The sequence below is a fragment of the Nesterenkonia halobia genome, assembly GCF_039536005.1.
Lineage (GTDB): Bacteria > Actinomycetota > Actinomycetes > Actinomycetales > Micrococcaceae > Nesterenkonia > Nesterenkonia halobia.
Map to the genome: position 1 here is coordinate 62,487 of NZ_BAAAYG010000002.1, position 16,932 is coordinate 79,418.

Genomic DNA, 16,932 nt, shown 5'->3' on the forward strand with positions numbered 1-16,932 from the left:
ACTATGAACCATGCCTCGCCTCGCAGCACCCGTCTCCGCGGCAGGACGGCGAGCATCACCTCGCTGGCGACCGCCGCGCTGCTGGGCCTGACCGCCTGCTCCTCCTCGGATCCGCTGGCCGAGGGCGACGACGGCGGCGGGGGAGCGGGCGACGGCTCGGCCCTCGTCGTCGGCTCGCAGCAGTACTACTCGAACACGATCATCGCCGAGCTCTTCGCCCAGCGGCTCGAGGCCGAGGGCCACGAGGTCGAGCGCGAGTTCGAGATCGGACAGCGCGAGGTCTACATGCCCGAGGTCGAGTCCGGCGCCATCGACCTCTTCCCGGAGTACGCGGGCAACTTGCTGCAATACCTGGACTCGGAGGCCGAGGCCGCCACGCGCGAGGAGATCCTCGCCGGGCTGGAGGAGGCCCTGCCCGAGGGCGTCGAGACGCTGTCCGCCGCCGAGGCCACCGATCAGGACTCCTACGTGGTCACTGCCGAGTTCGCCGAGGAGCACGACCTGTCCAGCGTCGGCGACCTCGCCGACGTCGACGGCGGGGTGCGCATCGCGGCCAACTCCGAGTTCGCCACCCGGCCCTACGGGCCCGAGGGGCTGGAGGAGGTCTACGGGGTCGACGCCGAGGTGGTGCCGGTGGAGGACTCCGGCGGGCCGCTGACGGTGCGCGCGCTGACCGACGGCGACGCCGACGTCGCCGACATCTACAGCGCCGACCCCACGATCGAGGAGAACGACCTGGTCGTGCTCGACGATCCCGAGGAGCTGGTCCCGCCGCAGCCGGTGGTCCCGCTGGCCTCCGAGGCCGTCGGCGAGCAGGCGCGCGCGGCCGTCGAGGACGTCACCGCCGAGCTCACCAGCGAGGAGCTGCTGGCGCTGAACGGGCGCAGCATCGACGAGCAGGCCGCGGCCGAGGACATCGCCGCCGACTGGCTCGCCGAGAAGGACCTCGACTGAACACATGAACATTCATGACGATATGTGACATGTCGTCTTCTCTTCCTCCGGGGACCTGCAGTAGCGTGGGGCCCTGAACAACAGAATGACCCATCCAGAGCGGCTGAGAGATCTGGCTCGACGATGCCGCAGCAACCCGGATGACGTCCCTGCCGAGCAGGGCTTCGTGCCGGGTGCTAACGCCAGGACCGATGGAGGATCCATTGAGCACTGACGTGCCCGCGAAACCCGCAGCGCCCCGCCCGACCAAGCGCCCCAACGGGCAGTGGAAGGTCGACGGCACCGACCCGCTGAACCACAACGAGGAGTTCAAGCAGGAGGACAACGGCCTCAACGTGCGTCGCCGCATCGAGGAGGTCTACTCCAAGCAGGGCTTCTCCTCGATCTCGAACGACGACCTGCGCGGCCGCTTCCGCTGGTGGGGGCTGTACACCCAGCGGCGTCCCGGCGTGGAGGCCGGCGCGCACAACTCGCTGCCGCCCGAGGAGGTCGACGACGAGTACTTCATGCTGCGCGTGCGCATCGACGGCGGCGGGCTGAGCACCGAGCAGCTGCGCGTCGTCGGCGAGGTCTCCCGGGACTTCGCCCGCGACACCGCCGACGTCACCGATCGGCAGAACGTGCAGCTGCACTGGGTCGCCGTCGAGGACGTCCCGGAGATCTGGCGCCGGCTGGAGGCAGTCGGCCTGCACACCACCGAGGCCTGCGGCGACACCCCGCGGGTGATCCTCGGTTCGCCGGTGGCCGGGATCTCGGCCGACGAGGTCATCGACCCCACGCCGGTCATCCGCGAGATCTCCGACCGCTACATCGGGGATCCGGAGCTGGCGAACCTGCCGCGCAAGTACAAGACCGCGATCACCGGCCACCCCAGCCAGGACGTGGTCCACGAGATCAACGACTGCTCGCTGGTCGGCATCGACCACCCCGAGCACGGTCCCGGCTACGACCTGTGGGTCGGCGGCGGGCTGTCCACCAGCGCCCGGCTGGCCGAGCGGCTCGGCGCCTTCGTGACCGAGGAGCAGGCCGCCGAGGTCTGGCACGGGGTCACGCGGATCTTCCGCGACTACGGCTACCGCCGGCTGCGCAACAAGGCCCGGCTGAAGTATCTGATGGCCGACTGGGGCCCGGAGGAGTTCCGGCGCGTGCTCGAGGAGGAGTACCTCGGCTATGCGCTGTCCGACGGTCCGGCTCCGCCGACGCCGAACGTCCCCGGCGACCACATCGGCGTGCACCGGCAGAAGGACGGGCTGAACTACATCGGCGCCGCGCCGACCGTCGGACGGGTCTCCGGCACGCTGCTGGTGCAGCTGGCCGACCTGCTCGAGGTCCACGGCTCGGCCCGGCTGCGCACCACGCCGTTCCAGCACCTGGTGATCCTCGACGTCGCCGACGAGCACGTCGCGGCGGTGCAGGCCGGACTCCGTGAGCTGGGCCTGGACCCGGCGCCGTCGGTGTTCCGCCGTTCGACCATCGCCTGCACCGGCATCGAGTTCTGCAAGCTGGCCATCGTCGAGACCAAGGCCAACGCGGCCACCGCCGTCGGCGAGCTCGAGGAGCGGCTGGCCGACGTCGCCGAGCAGATGCCGCAGCGGCTGACGCTGCACATCAACGGCTGCCCGAACTCCTGCGCCCGCATCCAGACCGCCGACATCGGCCTGAAGGGCCAGCTGCTGCCCGACGGCGACGGCGGCAAGTCGCCCGGCTATCAGGTCCATCTGGGCGGCGGGCTGACCTCCGAGCAGCGTGACGACCCGGGACTGGGCCGGACGGTGCGCGGGCTCAAGGTCACCACGGAGGAGCTCGTCGACTATGTCGAGACGCTGGTCCGCCGCTTCCTGGCGGAGCGGACCGCCGGCGAGACCTTCGGCCAGTGGGCCCACCGCGCCGACGAGGAGCGCCTGCAGAAGGAGGAGGTGACCGCCGCATGAGCGCCGCGACCGACCGCGCCTGCGCCGTCGCCGAGGCGCCCGTCGACGTCGACCGACTCCGTGCGCTGGCCGCCGAGGGGGCCGAGACCCTGGGCTGGGAGGCCTCCGCCGAGGAGGTCATCGCCTGGGTGGGCGAGCACTTCTCCGTCGAGGACCTGGCGGTGGCCTGCTCCATGGCCGACGCCGTCGTGCCCTCGCTGGTGGCCGACCAGTTCCCCGGCGTCGACGTGCTCTTCCTGGAGACCGGATATCACTTCACCGAGACGCTGGCGACCCGCGACGAGGTCGCGCGCCAGCTCGACGTGACCGTCGTCGACGTCACCCCGAAGCTCAGCGTCGCCGAGCAGGACGCCGCGCACGGCAAGGACCTCTTCGCCAGCGATCCGGCGGCCTGCTGCCGGATGCGCAAGGTCGAGCCGCTGAACGACGCGCTGGCCGGGTACCGCGTCTGGTTCTCCGGCGTGCGCCGCGAGGAGGCCCCGACGCGGCTGAACACTCCGCTGGTGACCTTCGACGAGGCCCACGGGCTGATCAAGGTCAACCCGCTGGCCACCTGGCGCCACGAGGACCTGGTGGACCACTCGGCCCGGCGGCGGCTGCCGGTGAACCTGCTGCGCGACAACGGCTACCCATCGATCGGCTGCAAGCCCTGCACCCGACCGGTCGCGCCGGGGGAGGACCCCCGGGCCGGCCGCTGGTCGGGCAGCGGCAAGATCGAGTGCGGCATCCACACCGCCGCCGCGACGGAGAGCTGATGAGCACCGGACACGTCGCCCTGGTCGGCGGCGGGCCGGCCCCGAGCGAGCTGATCACCGTGCGCGGCCGCGAGCTGCTGACCGCCGCCGACGTCGTCGTCGCCGACCGGCTGGGCCCGCGGGGCCTGCTGGACGAGCTCGGCGCGGACGTCGAGGTCGTCGAGGTCGGCAAGGAGCCCGGTCGGCAGTCGGCCACGCAGGACGAGATCAACGAGCTGCTCGTCGACCGCGTGCGGGCCGGCCGCCGGGTGGTGCGGCTGAAGGGCGGCGATCCCTATGTGCTGGGCCGCGGCGGCGAGGAGCGCGAGCACTGCCGCGCCCACGGCGTCGACGTCGAGGTGGTCCCCGGCATAACCTCGGCCTCCGCGGTGCCGGCGGCCGCCGGGATCCCGCTGACCCATCGCGGGCTGGCCCGCGGCTTCACCGTGATCACCGGCCACGAGGATCTGGACGTGGTGCCGCGCTCGGCGCAGCACACGCTGGTGATCCTCATGGGAGTCTCCACGCTGCCGCGGGTGAGCCGCCAGCTGATGGCCGACGGCCACGACCCCGAGACGCCGGTGGGCGTGGTGGAGTCCGGCGGGACCGAGGCGCAGCGCGTGACGCTGGGTCGGCTGCACAGCATCGCCGAGACCGCCGCTCAGCGGCAGGTGGCCAACCCCGCAGTGATCGTCGTCGGGCAGGTGGTCACCCTCGCCGACGACTGGACCGACGAGACGACCGGCGCGACGACGCCCCCGCGACCCGCTTCCGACACGAAGGACGGACACAGACCATGACTGCTGAGAACCTGACCGCCGCGTCCGAGTTCATCCCCGACGCGGCCCGCCGCATCGCTGTGATCGGCTCCGGACCCGCAGGGGTCTACGCCGCCGACAACCTGGCCCGCTCCGAGGGCGGCGAGGCGCTGGCGATCGACCTCTTCGACCGCTACCCGACGCCCTTCGGGCTGATCCGCTACGGCGTCGCGCCGGACCACCCGCGCATCAAGGGCATCGTCAAGGCCCTGCACAAGGTGATGGAGCGCGACGGCATCCGCTTCATCGGCAACGTCGACTACGGCACCGACATCACGCTCGAGGAGCTGCAGCGGCATTACGACGCCGTCGTCTTCGCCACCGGCGCCGTCGACGACGCCGCGCTGAACATCGAGGGGATCGACCTCGACGGCTCCTTCGGCGCGGCAGATTTCGTCTCCTGGTACGACGGCCACCCCGACTACCCGCGCGAGTGGCCGCTGGACGCCACCGAGGTCGCAGTCATCGGCAACGGCAACGTCGCCCTGGACGTCGCCCGGATGCTCTCCAAGCATGCCGACGACCTGCTGACCACCGAGATCCCGCAGAACGTCCACGAAGGGCTGAAGGCCTCGCCGGTGACCGACGTGCACGTCTTCGGCCGGCGCGGTCCGGCCCAGGTGAAGTTCACCCCGCTGGAGCTGCGCGAGCTGGCGCACTCGAAGGACGTCGACATCGTGCTGCACCCGGAGGACTTCGAGTTCGATGAGGGGTCCGACGAGTCCATCAAGTCGAACAACCAGGTCAAGACCATGGTCAACACGCTGACCAACTGGCTGGTCGAGCAGGACGAGCGCGAGGAGGACCCGGACCACCAGCCGGCCTCGCGGCGGCTGCACCTGCACTTCCTGCAGTCGCCGACCGAGATCCTCGCCGGCGAGGGCGAGGACGCCGGGAAGGTCGCCGGCATCCGCATGGAGCGCCAGGAGCTGGACGGCACCGGCAACGTGCGCGGCACCGGCGAGTTCCTCGACTACCCCGTGCAGTCGGTCTACCGCGCCGTGGGCTACTTCGGCTCGCCGCTGGCCCACGTGCCCTTCGACGCCGACCGCGGCGTGATCCCGAACGAAGCCGGTCGGGTGCTGGACGAGGACGGCGCCGCAGTGCCCGGGGTCTACTCCACCGGCTGGATCAAGCGCGGCCCGGTCGGGCTCATCGGCCACACCAAGGGCGACGCGATGGAGACCGTCGCCTGCCTGCTCGAGGACCTCCCGCAGCTGCCCGGCCGCGGGACCGCCGCCGGGGACGTCGACGTCGTCGAGGTGCTGGAGTCCCGCGGCGTGCAGACGACCTCCTGGGCCGGCTGGCTGCAGCTGGACGACCATGAGCGCGGGCTCGGCGAAGAGGCCACGGCGGACGGTCCCGTCGAACGTGAACGGGTGAAGATCGTCCCCCGCGAGGACATGGTCGAGGTCTCCCGGCAGAGCGCCCGCGTCACCGTCTGAGCGGCGCGGCGGGCGTCACCGGCCGGACGCTCCGACCGACCGGGCCGGGGTGCTCGATCCATCGAGAGGGCGATCTGTGCAGGTTCCCCACGGCACCGCCGTGAGTTTCCTGCACAGATCGCCCTCTCGATGTTTCACCAGGCTGTCGGCGCGTCCTCAGGGCGTGGCCGTCTGCTGGTACAGCACCAGGCGAGGCACCCCGTCGAGGAAGCGGTAGGTGCTGGTCATCTGCGCCCGGAAGGGCTCCCGGCCGGCGCGCGTCGCCTCGGCACGGTAGACCAGCGCGGCGACGTCGCGGCCCAGATCCAGCGCGCGCGGCTCGGCCAGCGCGTAGCCGTCCCACGGCGGCGCGCCGTCGAGCGAGGCGACGACGGCGTCGCGGTCGAGGATCGAGCCGTCGACCAGGACCATCAGCCCGTCCGGGGTCATCAGGGTCCCGAAGTGGGCGCCGCCGCGCTGCGCGCAGAGGGCGCGCCATCCGGCGTGCTCGACCTCCAGCAGCGTGGTCAGCAGGTCGTCGGCGCGCGTCATGCCGACGAACGTATCAGGAGGCCTGCGCCTCGGTCAGCCGCTGGGCGACCTCGAGCCGCTCGACCTGGAACTCGCCGGGGCTGTGGTGCCGGCAGAAGCCGCCGTCGGGGACCTTCTGCAGGTGGGCCGCCATCTGGGCGAGCTCTGCGGCGGAGAACTCCTCGGCGCGGCGGCGCTTGGCCGGCTGGCGCCGCTCGGTCTCCTCGCGCGAGCCCACCTCCAGGCCGAAGAGATCCTCCAGGGCCTGGACGTAGTCGTCGGAGCGGCCCTCGGCGGCCATCTCGCGGGCCCGGACCGTGGGGGTGTGCAGCAGCTTGCGCACGATCCGCCGGGCGGCGAACTCGACCTCCTCAGCGGCGGCCGTGCAGCCGTGCTGCTTGCGGACCTTCTCCATCTCGCCGTCGAGCAGCTGCTGGGTGTGCTTGCGCAGCGCGACGATCGCGTCGTCGGCGGTGCGGCGGCGCCGTTCCTCGAGGTACTCCCGGACCGAGGCCTGCACGACCTCGCGCGCCTGCTCCACCGAGTTCTCGGTCTCCTGCGGCGCGGCCATCTTCACCGACTCCAGGGTGATCAGCTCGACGTCGTCCAGCTCGGCGACCTCCGGGGTGAAGTCGTGGGAGAGCGCGAGGTCGATGACCGTCAGCGGACGGTCGCGGCCGTCGTCGCCGACGCCGGCCAGCCGCCGGATCTCGTCGGCGGTGATCTGCCGGTTGCCGCCCGAGCAGCCGACGATCACGTCGGCGCCGGCGAAGGCCGCCGGCAGCTCCTCCATGGCCAGCGCCCGGGCCCCGCCGCCGCGCTCGGCGACGAACTGCCCGGCGCGTCCGGAGCCGGAGAAGACCGAGATGTCGGAGACGCCGCGCTCCTGCAGCTGGGCCAGCGCGGTGCCGGCGTAGGCGCCGGTGCCGATGAGCACCACGGAGGCCCCGGGGTAGAAGGCGGCGCCGTCGCCGTGCAGATCGCCGGCGACGTCGAGGGCGACCGAGACGATCGAGCGGCCCCTGCTGCCCAGCGCCGTGCGGGCGCCGACGTCCTTGGCGGTGCGGGTGGCCGATTCGAAGAGCCGGGTGAGGGTGCCGTTGACGGTGCCGGCCTCCTGGGCCTCGGCCAGCGACTTGCGCACCTGGCCGGCGATCTCCCGCTCGCCCACCACGGCGGAGTCCAGTCCGGCGCCGACTTCGAAGAGGTGGCCGACGGCGTCGTCCTCGACCAGCGTGCGGAAGGAGGAGGAGATGGTGTCGCGGGCGACCCCGGAGGCCTCGGCGACGGCCTCGACCAGCTCGTCGCGGCTGGCGGCGAGGTCGTGCTTCGACTCGGACGGGGCCTCGGCGTAGATCTCCAGGCGGTTGCAGGTCGCCAGCGTCACGGCAGGAACGTCCACAGAACCGGCCACATCGGCCGCTCCTGAGCTGAGGGTGCCGACAGTCTCGAGATCGAGATCGGCATGCGTCGCCACGAGTGAGAAGAGAACCACGACTTCCCGATTCTACAGCCTGGACGGTCACCTGTGGGGAGAAGGTGACATACGAGACGCCCGCGCCCGCGCGCGGATGAGATGGTGAGCGGAGCGCGATGGGCGAAGATCTCGACTGACAATCGAACGGCCGCCGGATCGCGCGCCGGGCTCGGCGGGGGAGGGCGAGGCCCCGGTGCCGCCGAGCCCCGGGGCGCAGTAGGCTGGGCGGCATGACTCCCTCCGCCTTCCACAGCATGGCCGCCTCCTCGCCCACGACGGTGCCGACCCGCCCGGTCGCCCCCGCCGCCGCGACGCTGCCGGCCGAGCATCCGCTGCGCACCGGGGCCACCGCCGATTCCTCGCTGCTGGTGGAGTACCGCGGCGGACGCGACTCGCAGGGCCGGCCCGCCCGCCCGCAGCGCCGCCCGGTGTGGTTCATGCGCCAGGCCGGCCGCTCACTGCCCGAGTATCGCGAGCTGCGCGAGGGCACCGCGATGCTCGACGCCTGTCTGGACCCGGCGATGGCCTCGGAGATCACGCTGCAGCCGGTGCGCCGCCACGACGTCGACGCCGCCATCTTCTTCTCCGACATCGTGGTGCCGCTGCGCCTGGCCGGCATCGACGTGGAGATCGTGCCCGACGTCGGCCCGGTGCTGGCGCATCCGGTGCGCACCCGCGCCGACGTCGAGGCGCTGCCGACGCTCGACGACGACGCCTTCGCCCCGGTCGCCGAGGCCGTCCGGCGCACTGTGGCCGAGCTGGGCTCGACCCCGCTGATCGGCTTCGCCGGCGCGCCCTTCACGCTGGCGGCCTACATGGTCGAGGGGCGGGCCTCCCGCGACCACCTGGGGCCGCGGACGATGATGCACGCCGACCCGGAGACCTGGGAGGCGCTGGCCTCCTGGGCCGCCGACGTCTCCGGCCGCTTCATGCGCGCCCAGCTGATGGCCGGCGCCTCGGCCGCCCAGCTCTTCGACTCCTGGGCCGGCTCGGTCGGCCGCGCGGACTACGCCGCCCACGTGCAGCAGCACTCGGCCGCCGCGCTGTCCCATGTGCAGGGGCTGGGCGCGCCGCTGGTGCACTTCGGCACCGGCACCTCCGAGATCCTGGACCTGATGAAGGACGCCGGCGCCGATGCAGTCGGCATCGACTACCGGCTGAGCCTCGCCGAGGCCACCCGCCGGCTGGGGGAGGAGACCCCGCTGCAGGGCAACATCGATCCCGCGCTGCTGGCCGCCGGGCCCGAGGCGCTCGAGGCCCACGTCCGCGAGGTCGTCGCCGCCGGATCGTCGGCCGCCGGCCACGTGGTCAACCTCGGCCACGGCGTGCCGCCGTCGACCGACCCGCAGGTGCTCACCGACCTGGTCTCGCTCGTCCACCGGATCGAGGACGAGCGCGAGGCATGAGCCGCACGCTGATCGTCGGCGGCGGCATCGCCGGGCTCACCGCGGCCTGGGACCTGGCCGGCGCCGACCGGGCGGTGACCCTGGTCGAGGCCGCCGACCGGCTCGGCGGCGCCGTCGGCGTCCACCATCTGGCCGGACTCGCCGTCGACGCCGGCGCCGAGGCCTTCGCGACCCGCTCGACGGCGGTGCCGCGGCTCGTCGAGGAGCTGGGGCTGCAGCAGCAGATCGTCGAGCCCCGCCCCGACGGCGCCTGGCTGCGACTGCCCGACGTCGCGGCGCCGATGCCGCCCACCGGCATGCTGGGCATCCCCGCCGATCCGCACGGGGACGAGGTCGTGCGGCTGATCGGCGCCGAGGGGGCCGAGCGCGCCGCGCGGGACCTGGTCGCCGACGTCGCGGCCTGGCGGGACCGGGAGGCGGTCACCCTCGGCGAGGTCGTGCGCGACCGGATGGGCGAGGCTGTGCTCGAGCGGCTGGTCACCCCGATCGTCTCCGGAGTGCATTCGGCCCGCGCCGACGACCTGGACCTGGAGACCGCCGCCCCCGGGCTCTTCGCCGCGATGCTGCGCGAAGGCTCGCTGGCCCGCGCCGTCGCCGCGGTCAAGGCCCAGGCGCCGGCCGGCTCGGCGGTGCAGTCGCTGCACGGCGGGCTGAACACGCTGATCGAGGCCTTCGCCGCGCAGCTGCCGCAGCGCGGAGCCCGCGGCGTCGACGTCCGGCTCGGTCGGAGCGTCGACGCGCTGCCGACGCTGCTGGACGAGCTGGCCGCCGAGGACGCCGGGCCGGTGACCGACGTGGTGCTGGCCGTCGACGCTCCGACCGCCGTGCGGCTGGCCGCCGGGCTCGTCGCGCTGCCGGACGCCGGGGAGCACGACGGCGACGCCGACCACGCCGACGACCACGACGGCGGCCGGGACGCGCCCCGGACGGGCCGCGGCGTCGCGCTGGTCTCGATGGTGCTCGACGCCCCGGAGCTCGACGACCGCCCGCGCGGCACCGGCATGCTGGTGGCCCCGTCGACGCCGGGGATCGCGGCGAAGGCGATGACCCACGCCAGTGCGAAGTGGGAGTGGCTCGACGCCGCCTGCGGCCCCGGCCGGCACCTGGTGCGGCTGTCCTACGGGCGGGTCACCGACCTCCCCGGATCCGGCGCCCTCGGCTTCGCCTCCTCGGACCAGGAGCTGCTCGCCGCGGCCGCCGCCGACGTCGGGACGCTCTTCGACCGGCCGATCGCCGCCGCGCAGATCCTCGACGCCGACGTGGTGCGCTGGCAGAAGGCGCTGCCGCGCAGCGCGGCCGGCCAGGCCGGGCAGATCGAGCGGCTGCGCGCCGGGCTGCGCGAGGCTCCGGCCGATCCGGACGCCGGGCTGCCGCGGCTGCATGCCGCCGGCTCCTGGTTCGCCGGCACGGGGCTGGCCCGGGTGATCCCGGACGCGCGCGCCGTCGCCGGCGAGATCCTCGCCACGTGACCCTGTGCAGGACGTTATAGCCCCAGGTCAGAAGGGGATGTGCGGGAATGTGGCGTGCCACGCGCGGTGCGGGCCGTCGGCTCGACGGTAAGCTGGGCCCCGGTGCCGGCGACGACCCGCCGGAGCGTCGAAGGAGGAGCAGATGAGCTACGGCCGCAATGCCGCGAGGACCGCCGAGGACGTCAACGCCTCGGGGCTGGACTGGTACACCCTCTACACCGTCTTCCGCCGCACCGGGCCGCGTCGTGCGGCCGCGGACGGGCAGGCCGGCGCGCAGGTCGAGGAGTTCGACGCCGCCGTCGCAGGCTTCGCCGAGCAGGACATCGTGCTCCGCGGGGCCTACGACGTCTCGGGGATGCGCGCCGACGCCGACGTGATGACCTGGCTGACCGGCCACGACCCGGCCGCGCTGCAGCAGGCGCTGCGCACGCTGCACCGCACCGGGCTGCTCGCCGAGACCGAGCAGACCTTCTCCGCGATGGGCGTCCACCGCACCGCCGAGTTCGCCACCCGGCACGTGCCGGCCTTCAGCCTCGGCGTCGAGGCCGAGGACTGGCTGGTCGTCTACCCGTTCAACCGCTCCTACGACTGGTACCTGATGGACCCGGCCAAGCGCGGCGAGCTGCTGCGCGAGCACGGCCAGCTGGGCCAGGAGTTCCCCTCCGTGCTGGCCAACACCACCAGCGCGTTCGCGCTCAACGACTGGGAGTGGCTGCTGGGCCTGGAGGCCCCGGAGCTGACCGACCTGGTCGACATGATGCGCCGGCTGCGCTCCTCGGAGACGCGCTACCACGTCCGCGACGAGACGCCCTTCTTCACCGGACGCCGCCTGAAGACCACCGCCGAGATCACCGAGGTGCTGCGCTGACCATGACTCCCGCATCCCCGGCCGGCTCCGCGTCCGGCACCCAGCAGGCCCGCTGCGACGCCATCCTGCTCGCCTCCTTCGGCGGGCCGGAGGGGCAGGACGACGTCATCCCGTTCCTGCGCAACGTCACCCGCGGGCGCGGCATCCCGGACGAGCGTCTGGAGGAGGTCGCCACCCACTACCGCGCCAACGGCGGCGTGAGCCCGATCAACGAGCAGAACCGCCGGCTGAAGGCCGCGCTGGAGGCCGAGCTGGCCGAGCGGGAGATCGAGCTGCCGGTCTACTGGGGCAACCGCAACTGGGATCCGTACTTCGCCGACACCTTCCGGCAGATGCACCAGGACGGGCACCGGAGGGTGCTGGTGCTGGTCACCTCGGCCTACGTCGGCTACTCCAGCAACGACCAGTACCTGGAGGACTTCGACCGCACGCTGGCCGAGACGGGCCTGGAGGGCGAGCTCGAGCTGGTCAAGGTCCGCGAGTTCTTCCACGACAAGGCCTTCACCCGCCCCAACGCGGAGTTCCTGGGCGCCGGCATCGACGACGTGCGCGCCCAGCTGGTCGCCGACGGCCGCGACGGCGAGCCGATCAAGGTCCTCTTCGTCACCCATTCCATCCCGACGGCGGCGGCGGAGAAGCAGGGCCCGGAGCGGATCCGCGAGCTCTTCGGCACCGACGTCTACACCGCTCAGCACCAGGCGGTGGCCGACCATCTGATGGACGAGGTGCCGCAGGCCGAGGGACTGGCGCACCAGGTGGTCTTCCAGTCCCGGTCGGGCGATCCGCGGACTCCGTGGCTGGAGCCGGACATCAACGATCAGATCGCCGAGGACGCCGCGGCCTTCGGCGGCGTGGTGGTCATGCCCTTCGGCTTCGTCTCCGACCACATGGAGGTCATGTGGGACCTCGACACCGAGGCGAAGGAGACCGCCGAGGAGCACGGGATGGCCTTCCACCGGGCCCCGACCACCGGAGTGCATCCCGCGTTCGTCTCCGGGCTGGTCGACATCATGGGCGAGTACCTGCGCGGCGAGGACGGCGAGCCGCGGACCTCCGGCGAGCAGACCGTCGCCGGCGACTGGAGCGACCTGACCGGCGACGGCGGCTGGGGCACTCTGCGGCAGGGCGAGGCGTCCTGATGCAGACCATCCGCGTCGGCACCCGCGGCAGCCGCCTGGCGATGACCCAGTCCACCACTGTGGCCGAGATGCTCTCGGCCGCGGCGGGGATCGACCACGAGCTGGTCACCATCCGCACCGAGGGCGACGTGCTCACCGGCCCGCTGGCCCAGATGGGCGGCACCGGCGTCTTCGCCTCCGCGCTGCGGCAGGGTCTCTTCGACCACCGCTGCGACGTCGCGGTGCATTCGTTGAAGGATCTGCCGGCCAAGGATCTCGAAGGGCTGACCATCGCCGCGGTCCCGGCGCGCGAGCAGGTCCGTGACGCGCTCTGCTCGGCCGGGGACCTGCCGCTGGCCGAGCTGCCCGCCGGCGCGAAGGTCGGCACCGGGTCGCCGCGGCGCGCCGCCCAGCTGCGTCTGGCCCGGCCGGACCTCGACGTCGTCGACGTCCGCGGCAACGTCGGCACGCGGCTGGCCCGCGTCCGCGGCCGCGAGGACGCCGCCGAGACCTCCACGCAGGCGCCCGACTCCGCCCGCGGAGACCTGGACGCCGTCGTGCTGGCCGGCGCGGGGCTGGCCCGACTGGGACTGGCCGACCACATCTCCGAGCTGCTGGACCCGTCGGTGATGCTGCCGGCCCCCGGCCAGGGCGTGCTGGCGGTGGAGGTGCGCAGCGAGGACGCCGCCGGGGCGCCGCTGGGATCGGCGCTGACCGCCGCCGACGACCGCCGCGCTCGGCTGGAGACCACGGCGGAGCGGGCGCTGCTGGCCCGGCTCAATGCCGGCTGCTCGGCGCCGATCGGCGGGCTGGGGCGGCTGCTGGAGGCGACGGAGTCCGAGACCGGCTCCGGCGCGGGCTCCGTGCTGCGGCTGGACACTGTCGTCTGCTCGCCGGACGGCACCTCCGCGCAGCGGGCCGAACAGCAGGTCGAGCTGGACGCCGGACTGAGCGCCGAGGAGGAGATCGCCGCGGCCGCGGCGCTGGGCCGGCGCGCGGCCGAGCAGCTGCTCGCCGAGGACACCGGGCTGCTGGCCCACGTCGTCGACACCTGAGCCGCCGCCCTCCTCCACAGGGGTGAACCGGACGGCCGCCGCTCATCCTGCCGGGCGAGGTCGGATTCGCCCGCCGGGCCGATGTGCCGGCGGTGCCGCGCGGGCGATGCTGGGGCCATGACGACATCTGTTCCGGCGGTGCTGCAGGCCCGCGACCTCTCCAAGACCTATGACGGGGCTCCACAGGCCGCTCCGGCGCTGCACGGGGTGGGCCTGACCGTGCGGCCGGGGGAGTCGGTGGCCATCATGGGCCCCTCCGGATCCGGCAAGACCACGCTGATGCATGTGCTCTCCGGCATCCTGCCCCCCGACGCCGGAGAGGTGCAGCTGGCCGTGGGCTCCGACTCCGCGCCGATCGCCTTCTCCGGGCTCGACGCCGAGCAGCGCGCCCGGCTGCGCCGCGAGCACCTCGGTTTCGTCTTCCAGGAGGGGCTGCTGCTGCCCGAGCTCACCGCCCTGGAGAACGTCGCCGTGGCGCTGATGGTCTCCGGGGTCCGTCGCTCGACGGCCGAGCAGCGGGCCGCCGAGCACCTGGGTGCCCTCGGGCTGTCCGGCTGGGAGCAGCACCGCCCCGGCCAGCTCTCCGGCGGACAGGCGCAGCGCGTTGCCATCGCGCGGGCCCAGGTCGCCGGCCCGGCCGTCGTCTTCGCCGACGAGCCCACCGGCGCGCTGGACTCGACGACCTCCGCGGCGGTGCTCGACGCGCTGCTGGACTCCACCGTCGGTCGCCGGGCGTCGCTGGTGATGGTCACCCATGATGAGACGGTCGCCGCCCGCTGCGCACGGATCGTCCGGCTGCAGGACGGACGCCTGGTCTCCGACTGCGCGACCGGTGCAGACGGTGCGGACGGTGCGACCAGTGCGGACCGCGCGCCTGATGCCGAGGGTGCGGCTGCGGCGACGGGGGAGCGGCGATGATCCGGCTCTTCCTCGCCCGAACCTTCCAGGACCGGAGCGTCTGGCCGCTGCCGGTGCTGGCCTGCATGCTGACCAGCGGCATCGCCTTCATGGTCGTCGGCGGCTCCCGCTATTTCTTCACCCTCGAGCACCCGCTGGCCGGGTTCTACGCCGTGCTGGCCGCCGTCGCGCTGATCCTGCTGACCGTGCCGATGGTCTCGCTGCTCTCCTCCTCCGCGCGGCTGATGGCCCGGCGCCGCGACGAGCGGCTCTCCAGCCTGCGCCTGCTGGGAGCGACGACGTCCCAGCTGCGGCTGCTCGCCGTCTCCGAGGCGGTGCTGCTGGCCGCCGCCGGCGTCCTGGCCGGGACGGTGCTCTACGCGGTCCTGATGCCCCTGGTCGGGCTGATCCCCTTCGCCGGAACGCCGATGGGCGTCTCCGGGCTCTGGATCGGTCCCGGGCTCTGGGGACTCACCGCGGCAGCCCTGATGCTCCTCGCCGCGGGGGCCTCGCTGGCCGGCATGCGCCGCATCGAGATCACGCCGCTGGGGGTGCGCACGATGGCCGCCCCGGCACGGGTGCACTGGGTGCGGATCGTCGTCGCCGTCCTCGGCGTGCTGGCGGCGCAGCTGCTGGCCCAGCTGGCCGGCGTCGGCGGCATGGCCGCGGCGATCACGATGATGCTCGCCGCCGTCGCCGTGCCGCTGGTGGTGGTGCAGCTGGTCGGGCCCTGGGTGCTGAAGCTGGTCACCACCGGCCAGCTGCGGCGGGCGAGGACGGCGGAGCGGCTGATCGCCGCGCGCAGCGTGCTGGAGTCCCCGCAGCAGATGTTCAGGCAGGTCGGCGGGGTCGCGATCACCACCTACGCCGGGGTCATCGCCGGCTCCGGGCTGGGCCTGGTGAGCCTGGCCGACCCGTCGCAGGCGGATGCGGGACAGACCCAGCTGATCGCCGACATCCAGCGCGGGGTCTGGCTGACGCTGGCGATCTCCTTCCTGATGGCGGCCTGCTCAGTGGGCATCAATCAGACCGCCCAGCTGCTGGACCGGCGCCGGCTGTACGCCTCGCTGCACATGATGGGGATGAGCCGCGGCCAGCTGCAGCGCATCCGCACGCTGGCGGTGATGCGCGCAGTGGGCGCCGTGGTCGGCGTCGCCCTGGTCGCCGCGGCGGTCACCGCGTTCCCGCTGGTCGGGGCGGCGGTGCTCGTGGCTCCGGCGGCGGTGGCGACCTCGTTGGGCGTGCTGGGCCTCGGCGTGCTCTGCGTGTTCCTCGGCGCCCAGGTCACGCGGCCGGCGCTGCACAGGGTGCTGGCTCCGATAGGCTGAGCGCCATGCGTGTGGTGATCACCCGGGACGCGGCGCGGGCCGGCGGGCTCGAGGAGGGCCTGCGCGCCGCCGGCCTCGCCGTGGACTTCCTGCCGCTGACCGAGCAGCGCCTCGTCGCCGACGTCGCCGCGCTGCGCGGCGCCGTCGACCGGCTGCGCGCCGGGGAGTTCTCCTGGCTGCTGGTCACCAGTGCGACCACGGTGCGGATGCTGGCCGCCGTCGGCTGGACCGGCGAGGTGCCCGCCGGCACGCGGCTGGCGGCCACCGGCGCGGCCACCGCCGCCGCGCTGGCCGAGCGCACCGGCGTCGAGGAGATCTGGACGCCGTCGTCCGAGGCCAGTGCCTCCGGTCTGCTCGCCGAGATGCCGACGCCGAGGCCGGGGGAGCGGCTGCTGCTGCCGCAGTCCGCGCTGGCCCGGCCGCAGCTGCGCGACGGTCTGGCCGCAGCCGGCTGGGACGTGACGGCGGTGACCGCCTATGAGACCGTCAGCCGGCTGATCGACGGCGTGCCGCCGGAGGGCGTGCCGCGGCTGGAGGCCGACGACGTCGTGCTGATCACCAGCTCCTCGGCCGCGCAGGCCTGGGTCGAGCTGGTCGCCGGCGCCGAGCGCCGCGGCGACGAGCTCGCGCCGGCGCAGGTGCTGGCCATCGGTCGTCCGACCGCCCGCACGCTGGAGGAGCGCGAGTCCCCGGCCGACGTCGTCCTCGACGAGCCCACGGCCGACGGCGTGCGCCGCGCCCTGGGCTGAGGGCGTCATCCTGCGTTGCCTCTGGACTTCGGGCCTTAACCCCCTTGCGAATCGAGGGGGTTAAGGCTCAAAGTCCAGAGGCAACGGATGGGGAGTCGCACGTGAGGCGAAAGACGGCCGACGACGACGCCGGGCCCGGCGCGCGACGGCGGTGCGGGATTAGACTGGATGCG

15 protein-coding genes and 1 riboswitch are annotated in these 16,932 nt (G+C 73.4%); of the genes, 13 read left to right on the top strand and 2 right to left on the bottom strand.

What is annotated here, in order from left to right:
* Window positions 1-3: 3 nt before the first annotated feature.
* From ABD652_RS01090 to ABD652_RS01110, 5 genes are all read left to right on the top strand, one after another.
* Entirely contained in the window at window positions 4-954 is a 951-nt protein-coding gene (locus ABD652_RS01090; RefSeq protein ID WP_344717349.1) for an ABC transporter substrate-binding protein, read from the top strand.
* Window positions 955-1,041: 87 nt separating this feature from the next.
* Window positions 1,042-1,152: riboswitch (SAM riboswitch) on the top strand.
* 5 nt (window positions 1,153-1,157) lie between these two features.
* Window positions 1,158-2,885: a nitrite/sulfite reductase gene (locus ABD652_RS01095; protein ID WP_344717350.1), complete on the top strand. Its 1,728-nt coding sequence runs from the start codon at window positions 1,158-1,160 to the stop codon at window positions 2,883-2,885.
* Window positions 2,882-3,640, top strand: a complete 759-nt coding sequence (locus ABD652_RS01100) for a phosphoadenylyl-sulfate reductase (protein WP_344717351.1) — start codon at window positions 2,882-2,884, stop codon at window positions 3,638-3,640. Before ABD652_RS01095 ends, ABD652_RS01100 begins: the two co-directional genes overlap by 4 nt.
* Window positions 3,640-4,419, top strand: a complete 780-nt coding sequence (cobA, locus tag ABD652_RS01105; protein ID WP_425574524.1) for a uroporphyrinogen-III C-methyltransferase — start codon at window positions 3,640-3,642, stop codon at window positions 4,417-4,419. Before ABD652_RS01100 ends, cobA begins: the two co-directional genes overlap by 1 nt.
* Window positions 4,416-5,882, top strand: coding sequence for an FAD-dependent oxidoreductase (locus ABD652_RS01110; RefSeq protein ID WP_344717352.1), 1,467 nt, complete (start codon window positions 4,416-4,418; stop codon window positions 5,880-5,882). The genes cobA and ABD652_RS01110 overlap by 4 nt, the downstream gene beginning before the upstream one ends.
* A 156-nt stretch (window positions 5,883-6,038) precedes the next feature.
* Here ABD652_RS01110 and ABD652_RS01115 read toward each other — a convergent pair whose 3' ends face one another.
* Window positions 6,039-6,413 (bottom strand): nuclear transport factor 2 family protein, encoded by a 375-nt coding sequence (locus ABD652_RS01115; protein WP_344717353.1) that lies wholly within the window; start codon window positions 6,411-6,413, stop codon window positions 6,039-6,041.
* 13 nt (window positions 6,414-6,426) lie between these two features.
* Window positions 6,427-7,887 (bottom strand): glutamyl-tRNA reductase, encoded by a 1,461-nt coding sequence (locus ABD652_RS01120; protein WP_344717354.1) that lies wholly within the window; start codon window positions 7,885-7,887, stop codon window positions 6,427-6,429.
* Window positions 7,888-8,099: 212 nt separating this feature from the next.
* Between ABD652_RS01120 and hemE the strand changes: the two genes are divergently transcribed.
* The 8 genes from hemE (at window position 8,100) to ABD652_RS01160 (ending at window position 16,759) form a co-directional block, all read left to right on the top strand.
* A complete protein-coding gene (gene hemE / locus ABD652_RS01125; protein WP_425574525.1) occupies window positions 8,100-9,275 on the top strand; it encodes a uroporphyrinogen decarboxylase in 1,176 nt (391 codons plus the stop codon).
* Window positions 9,272-10,744: a protoporphyrinogen/coproporphyrinogen oxidase gene (locus ABD652_RS01130; RefSeq protein ID WP_344717355.1), complete on the top strand. Its 1,473-nt coding sequence runs from the start codon at window positions 9,272-9,274 to the stop codon at window positions 10,742-10,744. Before hemE ends, ABD652_RS01130 begins: the two co-directional genes overlap by 4 nt.
* Before the next feature lie 142 nt (window positions 10,745-10,886).
* On the top strand, window positions 10,887-11,612 hold the full coding sequence (hemQ, locus tag ABD652_RS01135) for a hydrogen peroxide-dependent heme synthase (RefSeq protein WP_344717356.1): 726 nt from the start codon (window positions 10,887-10,889) through the stop codon (window positions 11,610-11,612).
* Between the two features lie 2 nt (window positions 11,613-11,614).
* Window positions 11,615-12,751 carry a ferrochelatase gene (locus ABD652_RS01140; protein ID WP_344717357.1) on the top strand — a complete coding sequence of 379 codons (1,137 nt, stop codon included), beginning with the start codon at window positions 11,615-11,617 and terminating at the stop codon, window positions 12,749-12,751.
* Window positions 12,751-13,785: a hydroxymethylbilane synthase gene (gene hemC / locus ABD652_RS01145; RefSeq protein WP_344717358.1), complete on the top strand. Its 1,035-nt coding sequence runs from the start codon at window positions 12,751-12,753 to the stop codon at window positions 13,783-13,785. The genes ABD652_RS01140 and hemC overlap by 1 nt, the downstream gene beginning before the upstream one ends.
* Before the next feature lie 117 nt (window positions 13,786-13,902).
* Window positions 13,903-14,703, top strand: a complete 801-nt coding sequence (locus tag ABD652_RS01150) for an ABC transporter ATP-binding protein (RefSeq protein WP_344717359.1) — start codon at window positions 13,903-13,905, stop codon at window positions 14,701-14,703.
* Window positions 14,700-16,010: an FtsX-like permease family protein gene (locus ABD652_RS01155; RefSeq protein ID WP_344717360.1), complete on the top strand. Its 1,311-nt coding sequence runs from the start codon at window positions 14,700-14,702 to the stop codon at window positions 16,008-16,010. Before ABD652_RS01150 ends, ABD652_RS01155 begins: the two co-directional genes overlap by 4 nt.
* A gap of 5 nt (window positions 16,011-16,015) precedes the next feature.
* Window positions 16,016-16,759 (top strand): uroporphyrinogen-III synthase, encoded by a 744-nt coding sequence (locus tag ABD652_RS01160; RefSeq protein ID WP_344717361.1) that lies wholly within the window; start codon window positions 16,016-16,018, stop codon window positions 16,757-16,759.
* Window positions 16,760-16,932 lie beyond the last annotated feature (173 nt).

Excerpts from the sequence above, each read along its gene's own strand:
- ABD652_RS01090 (WP_344717349.1), top strand. The coding sequence starts at position 4 with ATGAACCATGCCTCGCCTCGCAGCACCCGTCTCCGCGGCAGGACGGCG.
- ABD652_RS01100 (WP_344717351.1), top strand. The coding sequence starts at position 2,882 with ATGAGCGCCGCGACCGACCGCGCCTGCGCCGTCGCCGAGGCGCCCGTC.
- cobA (WP_425574524.1), top strand. The coding sequence starts at position 3,640 with ATGAGCACCGGACACGTCGCCCTGGTCGGCGGCGGGCCGGCCCCGAGC.
- ABD652_RS01110 (WP_344717352.1), top strand. The coding sequence starts at position 4,416 with ATGACTGCTGAGAACCTGACCGCCGCGTCCGAGTTCATCCCCGACGCG.
- ABD652_RS01115 (WP_344717353.1), bottom strand. The coding sequence starts at position 6,413 with ATGACGCGCGCCGACGACCTGCTGACCACGCTGCTGGAGGTCGAGCAC.
- hemE (WP_425574525.1), top strand. The coding sequence starts at position 8,100 with ATGACTCCCTCCGCCTTCCACAGCATGGCCGCCTCCTCGCCCACGACG.
- ABD652_RS01130 (WP_344717355.1), top strand. The coding sequence starts at position 9,272 with ATGAGCCGCACGCTGATCGTCGGCGGCGGCATCGCCGGGCTCACCGCG.
- hemQ (WP_344717356.1), top strand. The coding sequence starts at position 10,887 with ATGAGCTACGGCCGCAATGCCGCGAGGACCGCCGAGGACGTCAACGCC.
- ABD652_RS01140 (WP_344717357.1), top strand. The coding sequence starts at position 11,615 with ATGACTCCCGCATCCCCGGCCGGCTCCGCGTCCGGCACCCAGCAGGCC.
- hemC (WP_344717358.1), top strand. The coding sequence starts at position 12,751 with ATGCAGACCATCCGCGTCGGCACCCGCGGCAGCCGCCTGGCGATGACC.
- ABD652_RS01150 (WP_344717359.1), top strand. The coding sequence starts at position 13,903 with ATGACGACATCTGTTCCGGCGGTGCTGCAGGCCCGCGACCTCTCCAAG.
- ABD652_RS01155 (WP_344717360.1), top strand. The coding sequence starts at position 14,700 with ATGATCCGGCTCTTCCTCGCCCGAACCTTCCAGGACCGGAGCGTCTGG.
- ABD652_RS01160 (WP_344717361.1), top strand. The coding sequence starts at position 16,016 with ATGCGTGTGGTGATCACCCGGGACGCGGCGCGGGCCGGCGGGCTCGAG.